The organism is Pseudoalteromonas rhizosphaerae (assembly GCF_902498845.1).
Lineage (GTDB): Bacteria > Pseudomonadota > Gammaproteobacteria > Enterobacterales > Alteromonadaceae > Pseudoalteromonas > Pseudoalteromonas rhizosphaerae.
Window position 1 is genome coordinate 12,207 of the sequence record NZ_CABVLM010000012.1, and the last position, 12,072, is coordinate 24,278.

Consider the following 12,072-nt stretch of genomic DNA (forward strand, 5'->3'; position numbering starts at 1 on the left):
TTAATGGCTTTATAGATTAGACGTTAGCAGATTTAAAAAGGTTTAAACCGCGTGAATTTTATTCTATAGCCATGCTAATAAAAGTCATGTATTTTCAAACTAATTAATTTAAAAGCTAAAAAGGATCGCTGTGCAGTCAATTAAACTCAATAATGTGACGGCTAACCTTGGTACCAATGAACGCGAAAGTTTTCTCGTAAGTAAGCTAACTTGGCAGGTTGAGAGCGCTCAGCATTGGGTGCTGCTTGGCGGTAACGGAGCAGGAAAATCAGCCATAACAGCAGTATTACTCGATCAAGCTAATATTGTCAGTGGTACACGAAGTTGTGATTTTAAGCGTACAGAAATAGTCTCTTCAGATCTGCAAAAGCAATTGATTACCGCTGAGTTATTAGCTGATCAAGACGACATCACCGATGGTAAAACTAGCCCTAAATTGGTGTCAGAGCTGATTTATCAGCAATCAAGCCCATGTTTTGATCAACAGCTATGCCAGCAGTTAATTACAGGGTTTGCTTTTGAGACATTGCTTAAGCAACGTTTGCGCGCACTCTCAACCGGGGAAACACGTAAACTAATGTTAATTAAAGCACTGAGTAATCGGCCCGAACTGATTGTGCTTGATGAACCGTTTGACGGTTTGGATGTACAAAGCGTTGAGCTATTACGTAGCGTATTAATCGAACTAAGTGCCAGCATGACCATGGTCTTTGTGGTTAATCGGTTAGATGAAATCCCCGTATTTATTACGCATTATGGTTATGTGAAAAATGGCGAATTACAACAGCAACTAGCAACTCCTGACCTTAAGCAGCGCGATGATTTATTTAAATTATTACACCTACAACAAACTGATTTAACGATTCCTAGCAAAGATGTGGCACACAGTGCCCCAGAGTTTAATGAGCCTGAGTTAGTACGATTGCAAAATGCCAGCGTCAGTTATAGCGGTAAGGTTATTTTTAACCACTTAAATTGGACAATCAAAGCACGACAGCATTGGCAGCTCAGTGGTCAAAACGGCTCCGGCAAAACCTGCCTGCTTAACTTAATCACTGGCGATAATCCGCAGTGTTATAACAATGATATTAAAGTGTTTGGCTATCAACGCGGCAGTGGTGAAAGTATTTGGCAAATTAAGCAGCATATTGGCTATATTTCGAATGCTTTGCATATGGAATATCGGGTTAGTATTTCGGCGCTTAATACCATAGTATCAGGCTTTTACGACAGCATTGGCTTGTATCAAAAGCCAACTCAAATTCAGCTTGATATCGCCATACAATGGTTAGCATTATTAGGTTTGAGTGAGTTAAAAAACACCCCATTTACGCAACTGTCTTTTGGTGACCAACGCATGCTATTGATTGCCCGCGCTATGGTAAAACACCCCACATTACTGATTTTAGACGAGCCATGTTTGGGGCTTGATGAAGCCAATCGGCAGCGTGTTTTACTATTAATCGAAAAAATATGCGCTGCCGGCAGTAGCACAGTGATTTATGTCAATCATCATGCGAAAGATAAAATTACCGGGATAGAGCACTATTTAGATATGGCTGATTTTAGGTAAGGAAAAGGTTCTAGGTTTTAGGTACTAGGAAAAACCAGAGCAGCTCGGCGTTAAATTTATCGCCGTAGGTTGGGTTGAGTGCAACGAAACCAACGATAAAAAGTTAAAGCAGTAAGTTACCAATAAACACTAAAAAGCCAAAGTTTAGCGCTACATATGGGGAGTGTTTTTGACTTTGTCCGATAACATTATTAACCGCCGCTTTGCTGCAAAATACCAAGCAGTGATTTTTGGCTATATTAATCACTTGTTTACAAAGGTAATTATTGGTGGAATTATGAATGCATGTAATATACGCCGTTTTGGGGTGTTATAAACCACCAAAGTGGAGCAGAATAATCAGTTAGGCACCTTGGAGTCACCATCTTGTCAGTCGAAATTATCAAAGCTCAAATTTTTAAATTCTTATCATCAGAGCAGCCGGAAGTAATGGCAATAAAAGGTGAATGGGGTGTAGGAAAAACTTTTAGTTGGAAAAAGTTTCTGATTGAAGCCTGTATGGATAAAAAGGTGAAACTTGAACGTTATTCATATGTATCGTTATTCGGCATAAGTTCATTAGATTCATTCAAATATACTATTTTTGAAAATGTTGTAAAACGTGAACTAATTGGCACTACTGCAAGCATTGATACATTTAGGGATAATACAACTAGTCTCATAGAGTCTGTTGGAAGGCAGTCTATAAATTTCTTCAAGGGCGCTCCTATTGTAAAATCATTTAGCCCAGCAATAGAAGCAATTTCATTTTTATCATTGAATAAAACACTTATTTGTATTGATGATTTAGAGAGAAAAGGCAAAGGGCTTGAAATTAAAGATGTCCTAGGCTTAGTCTCTTTATTAAAAGAACAAAAAGAGTGCAAGGTAGTACTCCTTTTAAATGATGGTGAAGAAGGGCTTCAAGATTATGAAAAATATCGCGAAAAAGTTATTGATATAGAGTTAGCTTTTTCACCTGAACCAAAAGAAAGCGCAGCTATTGCTTACTCAGGTAATGCTAGCTATCACAATCGACTTAAAGAGTTAACAACCAGCCTTAATATAAGAAATATACGTATTTTAAAGAAAATAGAGAGGTTAATTGATTTATCTCTACCTTTAGTAAAAGACTTTGAACCAGAAATATTAGATCAAGTTATACACACACTTGTACTTTATTCTTGGAGCTATTTCACTTCAAATACTGATGATGGAATACCCCCTCTCGATTTTATTACAAGTAAGGGTTATTCATTGCTTGGTATAGGTGATGATGAAATTACAGATAAAGAAAAAGGTTGGCAAACTACTTTACAAGCATACAACTACCAGCTCACTGATGATTTAGATTTAGTTTTAGCTGAAGCTGTAAAAACAGGTTTTTTTGTTGAAAGCGAAATGAATGAAAAAGCTAACTTTAAAAATCAACAAATCATTGCTTCAAAGTCAAAAAGTTCATTTTCTAATGCGTGGAGGCTGTATCACGATACATTTAATAATAATGGCGATATTGTTATTGATGAAATATATAAAAGCTTTAAGGTAAATTGTAAATATATTACACCAACAAATTTAAATGGTACCGTAACTCTTTTTAAAGAACTTGGCGAACAACAGAAGGCGTTGGAAATAATAGATATTTATATTGAAAACCGAAAGGATGAAGTAGAGCTGTTTGATATGGATGAAATTAATACCTTCGGTGATATTCAAGATCCAGACGTAGTTCAAAAATTTAATGCCATTTATAATCAGTCAGTCCCACAAGAATCCGCAAAGCAAGTTTTAGATCGTATAGCTAGTAGTAATGGTTGGAACTCTAGTGATGAAACTGTATTGGCAAATACAACTGTTGATGAATTCTATGAATTATTTAAAAACGAAGAAGGGAGGCATTTATCCTCTTTTGTTACAACGTGTCTGAAGTTTGGTCAATTTTCTAACCCGAATGAACAGCAAAAGGCAATCGCTGAACGAGCAACTCAAGCTCTTCAGAAAATAGCTTCCGAAAGCGAGATAAATAAGAGAAGAGTAAAAAAGTTTGGCGTAAGTATTGAAAATGTGTAACAAGGCGCTGTTACGGAGAATTTACTGCTAGCGCTCCCAAATTTCAGCAGAGCACGATGTTCTAACTAGGTGATATATGAGTAAACGATTCGAAGAAATGTCATGGCTATTTTCAGATATGATCCATGACATGGCTGGGTAATCCCCCCATTTTTACTGGAGGCCAAGGAGCAGGTAAAACGTTAGTTATAGAAGGAAAACAGAAAAATTTGCAACTATCATATAATTTGAGTGTCCTTACATTATTAGCGCAGTAGTTACCTATATATACCTCTAAAAATTAAAGTGGCTGTCTAGTTTGTCTGTTAAAAACACCGATCTATAGGGAAATTATTTTTGTATAATAGCGCCTCTAAAATAAGCCATATCAGTCTTCGGGATATTATATAAAATATAGCCCCCCAGTTCACTTAGCGCACAGTGAATATGTTATATACAAAGGATAGAGTACGTAACCATGGCACGAAAAAGAAAAACACTTCCCAAGAATTTTGATGAGCTGATCAAAAAAGAAAATCTCTCGACCCTTATCACTATTTTTGACAAATGCGAGCTGGATGCTTACAGCGGCTACGGTAAGGTATCGGCACTAGGGTTTAGTCATTGTCCCGATGAGTTGTCAAAGTGGCTTGTTGATAATGGCGCGGATTTGCATTATTTAAATACTTATGGCAATACGCCGCTACACCTTAGAGCAGGCGCTATACACTCGAACTTGGACGTTCTTATTCAAATGGGAGCGGACGTAAACTTTCAAAGTAAAGCGGGCAATACGCCACTGCATAGCGCAGTAACCTTTCATTATGTCCACAATGCGGAAGTATTGCTTGCGGCAGGTGCGGATATTAACGTTAAAAATGAGTATGACTTAACACCATTAGAATACAGCTTACAGCGCTGCGGCAATTTGGATATTCCCAGTATGGTTGATATGACAGAGCTATTCGTTCGTTATGGCGTAGAAATTACGCCTAAAATGCAAGAATTGGTGACCGCTATTGGCGATAAGTTCGAGTTTATGCGAGAAGACTTTAATAAAGATAGTGTAGATGAGTACAGTCACGCCTTAAATAATTTGTATCGCTTATATGGTGTAACGCCTGTGGCAACGCGTTTGCTTCACGACGGACAGTCAGCTATTGAGTTAGTTGGTGATACTTGGGAGCAAACATACGATAACCTTTGGGATTATTTAGTCCCGGCTAAAGGCGCAGCATTAACTGTACAAGGTGAAGTTATTCGTATCGCAGGGCGAGTGACTGATGAGCTGTATGGTAATGGTGGTGTTAATTGGGATCGCGCATACCGGCAAATGTGCAATGCTTACCTTAAGCATATTGCTTCACACAATTCATTGGAAGAAAAAGAAATTGCTGCATTAAGTAATCTAGTTTCCGATATTGAGATGTTAATGGATGAGACCACTCAGCTGCAACAATATGCTGTTAAGTGGATTTCAAAAAACACTCATCCAATTAAATTAGAAACCCCCAGCTATAAACGTTAAAGTATTTATTACTGAGGCCATCTGCTATGTGCTTTTTATGTGCTCAAATGCCGTTTTAAATGCTCTATGCAAGGTATTTTAATTACTAGTGTCATCAGTTATTGATGAGACTCCATCTGTATTATTTAAATAGGAAAATTAAGTGAACGAAGAACAATTACTCGAAATTATTACTAATCCGATCCCCGATAACTATTTTCCAGTCCAGTTTCTTGAAGAATGCAAAGCGTTTAAAGAGTTGGACTATATTTCACCGGTTGTACTAAAAGAGGAAGTCATCTCTCGATGTAAAACGATTATCTCACCGCAATGGCATTCTTGGATTGAAGCCTATTTCCAGCTTGTTTCGAGCGGCAAGTTTCCGTTTTTATGGCCTTTTAGACAGGATATGATTGGTTTTAACTTCAGAGAAGAGTTGGACGACTTTGAACGTGACGATGAGTTATTTTCATTAGGCTCTGACCCAGTTGGTGATTGGTTTGTGATGACCAACAGTAGCGGATCACAAGTGTTTTTATCAGATCATCATATTTATGATTTATATGACGGTTGGAAAAACCCCAATCATCTAGTGGCTTGGGCGTTACGCTCTGCATTGGCTGATGAACATGGGTTGGCTGTTGCAGATATTATGAGTGCTTGGGAACAACGAAATGATAAAGTTGAACTCGATGCTCTCAAACGGATCATATCGGATCTTAACTAAACCGAACATGTCGTCGGTTGAATATGGGGGAAACGCTTTATTCTGACGTTACCCCATACATCTTTAACGTTATGGTTTTTAACTATTCTTATGTACAGGAGTAGCCAGTACGTTAGGCAAATAAACTCAAAAAAGAGTAAGTTAATGTCCAAATGGCAGTTATTTAAAAGCGGTATATGAGAAGAATTTAAGACCCCATTTCAATATCAGAATGTTTTTATTTAATGAGTAAAGTCAATCGCTTGAGTATCGCATAGGCTTGTTAGCAAAGAGTTTAGTCGCAACTGATAATCTACACAGGGGCATGGTGCTGTAGCACAGCCAGTATCACATGAGGGGGATTGTGAACATTTAAATGGCAAACGACAGGCAAATGTCAGTAATTCGAAAAATACGAATTTTCGGTCATTCACATTTTGAAATCAATTATGGTAATAGCGATGAAAGTAGAAAATCAGCAAACGATTGAATCAAAATAGCAACTCGGCTATGGTTGAGAAATAAATAAAAATAAAATTGCGTTATTCTACAAGTTCGTTAACTACTTGAAATAGGGTTATCCTGAATGAAAACTAATGTCGAAAATACAGAACAGCTGGCTACTGTAAATCAGAAAGTAGTTAAGGACGGGGAGGTTTTACCTTCAGTTCATTTAAAAGATGGGAGTCGGGTTCAGACAGGAACCGTGGCAACAATGTTATATAACATTAATCTTTATAATGCTGGCGAGCGAGAGCTAGTAGAGAAAGAGCTAGAACTTGCTGTTCCAACGCTTGTGAAAGTCGGCCTATTTGATCTTTTTCCCATTGAGGACTGGATTGCTGGCACTAATCCTGGCCGGCGTTTCGTCGGTGAATGTGCAAGAAACTATTTATCTCGATTAGGTAGCTAATAAGTGATTATTTGACACTGACTGCGTGACGTGGGCATGAAGATAATTACAATGAAAAATTTCGAACTGTTTATTAAAAGCTTCGCGTTAAGAGCCTATGAGCAATAAATTACGAAAATATAAAATGTCAGGATTTTTGCGGGCATCGGTATTACCAGACTACGACATCGATCCTAATGGGTATGCTGCATATAAAAATGCACAACTCATATTAGACTCATTCTGTGAGTTAAAAGATGAATCTGTATTTCTACCTTTTGGTGTATTTAGTCGAGTTTACAATTTTTTGGGCCAAGAACTAACGCTTGATCACGATTCGGATGCAGGCGATGTAACGTTTATCCCAAAAACTGATGTGCAATTAGAGGGCTTACTATCACTACTGATAACCGAACATGGCTACGAAGTCAGCCCTTAAAAGTTTAGGCTGTATATTTGAAATTTAAGTTTGCATGCCTGTTTGCTTTAATATTCAGCAGTAATGCGGTTTTGCATGCTGATGAATTAGATTTTTCTCAGTATAAAGGAAAAAGCTATGAAGTAGTTAAACGTGAGTTTTTAAACAGTAGTTGGCAGCTAGTGCCAAACCAAGAAGGTGAAACTTCCATCAGCGAACAATATCCTGAAGTGACATGTGGCTTAGGTAGTATGGCTATTTGTTCTGTTGGTTTCACAAGTAAGCAAAACTCGGTTGCTTTCATAGTCGTAAAATCGCAAAGTGAATTAATTATTTCTGGTGAATATTGAGTTAGCCACTAATACATATGAGCTCAGCTATGGTTGATATATCAATGGCAATAAATTTAAAACGAGCAATTTTACAGGCTTGTTATATTTAGGGAAAATTAGGGAGAGGTTATGGATACTCAAGCAATTAAAAAAGAAAGCGAAACTATTGTTTCAAGTTTTGATGGGGAAATTTGTGATTGGCTTCCTGTCTATGATATCTCACAGATGAGATCAGATAGTGAGATCATAAATAGAGCACTGATTATGAATGCAATGATCAATATTGCATTCAACGCCCCAATTGACTTCATAAAAAACTATATCGATGAAAACCAACTAGCTGAACACTTGTCAGAAGTTGAGAAAACTATTCTTACACAATCCCAAGAAAACATAAGTGAGCAAGATAAAATCAATTTACATTGGTATCTTGAGTCACTCTGGGCGTTGATTTGGGTTATGAATAAATTCGATGACCTCAGTTTTCCATACCCAATACCGGACGATATGATCGATTACTGCCCGGATCTACAGCAAGATGAAGGCCCAGAAAAGTTTACGAAAGATATTAAAATCCGCTCGTTTGAAGAAATATATAAAATGAGAGATGTATATTATCGAGCTATGTGGAGTTGTAGACATTACCAACTTAATAATGACCCCCATGATAATTTTAATATGAGCATAATCATGGAGCGCCGTCGAGCGCTAAGCTGGTGTCTTGATAAACAATTAGATTGGGATGATGTTCCTCAAGACACATAAAAAATATAGCAGGGCGATCACCCGAGGTCAGCTAATTGGCGGGTGATGGCGCTGTTGGAGATAAATATGAGATACATTGATGTCGAGTGGATACATGACCTTGAAGATGAGCCGTTTCGTCTCGTATCCGAAATTGGTGATGATGATTTTGAACTCCGCAAGCTTGAGTTTTGTCGTAATGGAAAGCTTGGATTTGCTTCGGGTGAAACCCACACCGAAAATACGATGCTCGGTATTGTTGAAGTGCCGCAACTAGAGGAGATAAACTCTGATGTTGAATTTCAGGGAATAAGTATCTCAAAACAAGAATTTGAGCAGCTATGGCAGAAATATGTACCATAGCTGCTTGAGGCATCAATAATATGCAAGAATATAAAGTGTCTCATAAACAGGGAAGCTCAAAGAAGCATATCGAGTTTTTTTCACCGCCAGAGTCTGCTGATTTTAGAGCTGCATGTGAATCTGCTTTTTCTAAGCATAGCTTCACTATCGAATTTGATGGAAATTATTTATGTGTAACACATTCAGATAAATCGTCACGGTTGTCAGATATAAGTATTGAGTCTGATGAGTGGGGAGTTATTTGGGGTGAGGCATCTCAATGGGGATCGGATGAAGAGAACCATAGTGCAATAGAATTATTTGAAAAAATACTTGCAGAAAGTGGTGAGTTTCTTGCTAAATAAATGCCATAACAGCGTTTTAAGTAAGAGTTTTTTGCAAAAGCTTGTCAAAAATTATAGCCGCTTTTGCATTGATACCTATAACCGCTTGGCTATTACTAGCCAAGCATGTGAGTTGTCTTTTCGTGAGTAATTACAGGCGAGTTACTGTAAAACCTTGATCTTTAAACTGCTTTAATAAACCGTGTTGTTCTGGCAAATGCAGGGCGCCTACGGCGATAAATAGTTTTTCTTTACCAATGCGAGGTGTGAGCTCTTTTATCCAGTTATTGTTACGTTCAATCAGCATAACTTGTTCGCTGATCTCACCGTAGTTGCTGTCGTCAAAGCTTTCATTGTAGTACTTAGTTAAGGTGGCCATATCGCCATTTTTCCATGCATTAACTAAGGTTATAAAGTAGGTTTCAACATCGGCAAGCTGTTCAAACGTTTCTTCAATCATTTCGTTACTTAACAACGATAGATTATTAAACATCTCCATTTGATATTCGAGAGTTTCTAATTCGCCAACCGGTATATTGTTCGCTTTTGTATAGGCAAGCACTTGTTTATCAATGCCATATTGATCAGAAAAACCAATATTTTGAAATTCCATTTGCAGCATAGTAACCATTACGGCCCATGGGGCTAGGTTATTAAACATCGCTATATCAATTGATTTGTTGCTGAAGTATTGCTGAAGCTTTTTATAGTTTTGCTCAGATAATTCGCTTTGTAGAGTATTACCGTTTTTTAGCATCATAAATGGCATAGAGCGGCGCTGCATTTCCATCGGGCTGATTGCACTAACATCGACTTCAACAATTACTTGATCGCTGGCATCAAGCGCGTCGGTTACTTTTTTAGGTAGCCCTTTCATAGTGGCATCACCGACATGCACAGTGCCAAACAAATATGATTTAACGCCATTTTTTTCTATTTGCCACAACCCAGGTTCACTGTGGCTAGCAAAACTAAGACACAGTAAAAGGGATAAAATAAAGTAACTGCTAATACGCTGAGTGAGGTTCATAATTGTCCTTATTGGTTGGGTATATATCCATATTAAACCAATACGCTTAATTGGGTAACGTTAAAATTAATGCTAAGCGAGAGTTTGGCTTGTTTTTTGCGCTGATGGTAAAGTTGTTGAGATTACATAAACTGTTAACTATCGCTAGCCCCAAGCCGTGGCGTTGGTTATTCGTTCGTGAGCTATCAAGCTGGTAAAGGGGATCAAAAATAGCCTCAAGTTGTTGTTCACTTAAAGGCTTAGCTAAAGCGTTGCATAGCGTGATTGTGGTGTGATATTTAGTTTGTTTGACCTGTAAGTTGATAGGTTGGGTGCTAAGCCCATAAAACAATGCGTTATCGAGCAAGTTAGATAAAATGGTATGCAGGCAAAATCGGTCAGCGGTGATCATCAGCTCAGTTGCAACATCTAGCTGTAAGCGCTGCTCAATATCGGCATGTTTAAACTGCAGTTCATTGCTTAATTGCGTAATAAAGTCACTTAAATTAACGCTTTCTAAATTGAGCTCTACAGCGCTACTACCTGCGCGTTGTAATAGCAGTAAGTTATTGACGATGGTTTTCATACGCTGTGATATAGCCAAAATGTCGCTGGTATATGTGGCGCTAATACGCTCATCATCAGGGTAACGCAGTGCCACTTCCGACAAGCTGATCAGCTCAGAAATTGGTGTTTTTAATTCATGTGCGATGTCGCTGGTTAGGCGCTTTTCATTTTGATAGAGCTGTTGATTGGTGGTAATAAATTTATTCAGCTCATTACGAATTGGCTCAATTTCCTCGACCTGAAAGTCGCTTTTGATAGTTTGTGAGGCGCCAGTGATATCGAGTAATTTTATTTGTTCATTTAAGTTGTTCAGTGGAAAGAGGCCACGATTAACGATTCGAGTGACTAAATAACGCACTCCAAAAACTGCGATAATACAGGTCAGAATAAAAACCACATCAATGATCAGCAATACTTTATTTAATGATGAAATAGGAGCGGCGATAGTTAAAACCATGGTCTTAAAATGACCGCTGCCGCGCGCTGCTTCATTTTCTTGCTGGGCAATGAAGTGGCTGATCATGGCGCGACCCTCTTCACCGTTAGGCAGAGTGTAATCAATAATTTTAAATTCGTTAATGGGGATAGCTAAATTGGGTAAATCAATATTTTGATATAGTTGCAATGAATCTGATTTTTCAAACGTCTGTTGTTCGTGCCATAGCTGATAAAATTCGCTGGCATTGGCCTGCTCATATTCAGACATAAACTCGCCAGCAAAATCAAATTCTAGTTTGCCATTATGATCTTTCACTAAGGTTTTTAAATAATTAGATTTATTAGTTAAAGATTGATTAAATTGATTTTCAACCCAAGAATCAACACTCAAATCGACGGTTAAAAAAATAGTAACTAGAATAATCGATAGTACGGCACTAATATTATTGACGAGTTTACGCTTGATAGAGTGACGTTTAGTTTTTGGCAGCTCAGTTTTGAGAGGCGACATAACCAAATCCACGTTTATTTTTAATTGGTAGTTCGCCGCCGAGCAGCCGTACTTTTTTGCGGATCGCTGAAATATGCGCTTCTAGCGCATTTTTTGACAGCATGTCAAATTGGCCGACCACGGCTTCGCTGATCATCTCAAGGCCTAATACCCGTTCTTTGGCACTAAATAAGCACTCAATGATTTTATATTCGTTGCGAGTAAGGTTTATAGGCTGCTGCTGATAATGCAGTGTTTTTAAGCTCAAATCTAACATGCATTCACCTACACAGAGTGTATTTTGCTGGTTTTGTAATTGGCCTCGCCGAGACAGCGCCAGTACTCTGGCATGTAGTTCTTCAAACGAAAACGGTTTCGTTAGATAATCATCAGCACCTTTCATTAAGCCGTTTATTTTGTCTTGTGCTTCAGAGCGAGCAGATAAAATTAATACCCGAGTTTGACTCGAGCTGCTACGCAGTGCCTTGAGAATACTCATGCCATCAACACTTGGTAGCATTAAGTCGAGAATGATTAAATCATAGTCGCCACACAGTGCCATGCTTAAACCGTGTGAACCATCACCGGTACCGTCCACGGTAAAACCGAGATTATTAAGGCCTACATCTAGGCTGCGTCTAAGCGGTTCAGAATCTTCGATTACGAGTATCTTCATGATCTT

The 12,072-nt window shown here is 38.2% G+C and carries 14 protein-coding genes; 11 read left to right on the forward strand and 3 right to left on the reverse strand.

The window, feature by feature from the left end:
• Positions 1-130: 130 nt before the first annotated feature.
• The 11 genes from PSR9079_RS17220 to PSR9079_RS17265 all read left to right on the forward strand — a co-directional run bounded on the left by PSR9079_RS17220 (position 131) and on the right by PSR9079_RS17265 (position 8,907).
• Complete coding sequence (locus PSR9079_RS17220; protein ID WP_149982579.1) at positions 131-1,573, forward strand: ATP-binding cassette domain-containing protein; 1,443 nt, start codon at positions 131-133, stop codon at positions 1,571-1,573.
• 169 nt (positions 1,574-1,742) lie between these two features.
• Entirely contained in the window at positions 1,743-1,889 is a 147-nt protein-coding gene (locus PSR9079_RS23700; protein WP_179959211.1) for a hypothetical protein, read from the forward strand.
• A gap of 50 nt (positions 1,890-1,939) precedes the next feature.
• Positions 1,940-3,622 carry a hypothetical protein gene (locus tag PSR9079_RS17225; RefSeq protein WP_149982580.1) on the forward strand — a complete coding sequence of 561 codons (1,683 nt, stop codon included), beginning with the start codon at positions 1,940-1,942 and terminating at the stop codon, positions 3,620-3,622.
• A gap of 457 nt (positions 3,623-4,079) precedes the next feature.
• Positions 4,080-5,129 carry an ankyrin repeat domain-containing protein gene (locus PSR9079_RS17230; RefSeq protein WP_149982581.1) on the forward strand — a complete coding sequence of 350 codons (1,050 nt, stop codon included), beginning with the start codon at positions 4,080-4,082 and terminating at the stop codon, positions 5,127-5,129.
• Between the two features lie 142 nt (positions 5,130-5,271).
• Positions 5,272-5,835, forward strand: coding sequence for a hypothetical protein (locus PSR9079_RS17235; protein ID WP_149982582.1), 564 nt, complete (start codon positions 5,272-5,274; stop codon positions 5,833-5,835).
• Positions 5,836-6,400: 565 nt separating this feature from the next.
• A complete protein-coding gene (locus tag PSR9079_RS17240) occupies positions 6,401-6,727 on the forward strand; it encodes a DUF7709 family protein (protein ID WP_149982583.1) in 327 nt (108 codons plus the stop codon).
• A gap of 97 nt (positions 6,728-6,824) precedes the next feature.
• Positions 6,825-7,145, forward strand: a complete 321-nt coding sequence (locus tag PSR9079_RS17245) for a hypothetical protein (RefSeq protein ID WP_149982584.1) — start codon at positions 6,825-6,827, stop codon at positions 7,143-7,145.
• A gap of 17 nt (positions 7,146-7,162) precedes the next feature.
• The gene (locus PSR9079_RS17250; protein ID WP_149982585.1) at positions 7,163-7,474 is read left to right on the forward strand and encodes a hypothetical protein; all 312 of its coding nucleotides are present in this window, start codon (positions 7,163-7,165) and stop codon (positions 7,472-7,474) included.
• A gap of 111 nt (positions 7,475-7,585) precedes the next feature.
• Complete coding sequence (locus PSR9079_RS17255) at positions 7,586-8,221, forward strand: DUF4272 domain-containing protein (RefSeq protein WP_149982586.1); 636 nt, start codon at positions 7,586-7,588, stop codon at positions 8,219-8,221.
• Positions 8,222-8,287: 66 nt separating this feature from the next.
• Positions 8,288-8,563 (forward strand): DUF6881 domain-containing protein, encoded by a 276-nt coding sequence (locus PSR9079_RS17260; protein WP_149982587.1) that lies wholly within the window; start codon positions 8,288-8,290, stop codon positions 8,561-8,563.
• A gap of 35 nt (positions 8,564-8,598) precedes the next feature.
• Positions 8,599-8,907, forward strand: a complete 309-nt coding sequence (locus PSR9079_RS17265) for a hypothetical protein (protein ID WP_149982588.1) — start codon at positions 8,599-8,601, stop codon at positions 8,905-8,907.
• A gap of 130 nt (positions 8,908-9,037) precedes the next feature.
• On the opposite strand, the gene PSR9079_RS17270 is transcribed toward PSR9079_RS17265, so the two are convergent.
• From PSR9079_RS17270 to PSR9079_RS17280, 3 genes are read right to left on the reverse strand one after another with little or no spacing between them, the layout of a single operon-like run.
• Positions 9,038-9,916 (reverse strand): TraB/GumN family protein, encoded by an 879-nt coding sequence (locus PSR9079_RS17270; RefSeq protein WP_149982589.1) that lies wholly within the window; start codon positions 9,914-9,916, stop codon positions 9,038-9,040.
• Between the two features lie 46 nt (positions 9,917-9,962).
• A complete protein-coding gene (locus PSR9079_RS17275; RefSeq protein WP_149982590.1) occupies positions 9,963-11,411 on the reverse strand; it encodes a sensor histidine kinase in 1,449 nt (482 codons plus the stop codon).
• A complete protein-coding gene (locus PSR9079_RS17280) occupies positions 11,392-12,066 on the reverse strand; it encodes a response regulator transcription factor (protein ID WP_149982591.1) in 675 nt (224 codons plus the stop codon). Before PSR9079_RS17280 ends, PSR9079_RS17275 begins: the two co-directional genes overlap by 20 nt.
• Between the last annotated feature and the right edge of the window lie 6 nt (positions 12,067-12,072).

What these genes read in the sequence shown, in the direction of transcription:
- PSR9079_RS17230 (WP_149982581.1), top strand. Translation starts at nt 4,080, where the DNA reads ATGGCACGAAAAAGAAAAACACTTCCCAAGAATTTTGATGAGCTGATC.
- PSR9079_RS17240 (WP_149982583.1), top strand. Translation starts at nt 6,401, where the DNA reads ATGAAAACTAATGTCGAAAATACAGAACAGCTGGCTACTGTAAATCAG.
- PSR9079_RS17245 (WP_149982584.1), top strand. Translation starts at nt 6,825, where the DNA reads ATGAGCAATAAATTACGAAAATATAAAATGTCAGGATTTTTGCGGGCA.
- PSR9079_RS17255 (WP_149982586.1), top strand. Translation starts at nt 7,586, where the DNA reads ATGGATACTCAAGCAATTAAAAAAGAAAGCGAAACTATTGTTTCAAGT.
- PSR9079_RS17260 (WP_149982587.1), top strand. Translation starts at nt 8,288, where the DNA reads ATGAGATACATTGATGTCGAGTGGATACATGACCTTGAAGATGAGCCG.
- PSR9079_RS17270 (WP_149982589.1), bottom strand. Translation starts at nt 9,916, where the DNA reads ATGAACCTCACTCAGCGTATTAGCAGTTACTTTATTTTATCCCTTTTA.
- PSR9079_RS17275 (WP_149982590.1), bottom strand. Translation starts at nt 11,411, where the DNA reads ATGTCGCCTCTCAAAACTGAGCTGCCAAAAACTAAACGTCACTCTATC.
- PSR9079_RS17280 (WP_149982591.1), bottom strand. Translation starts at nt 12,066, where the DNA reads ATGAAGATACTCGTAATCGAAGATTCTGAACCGCTTAGACGCAGCCTA.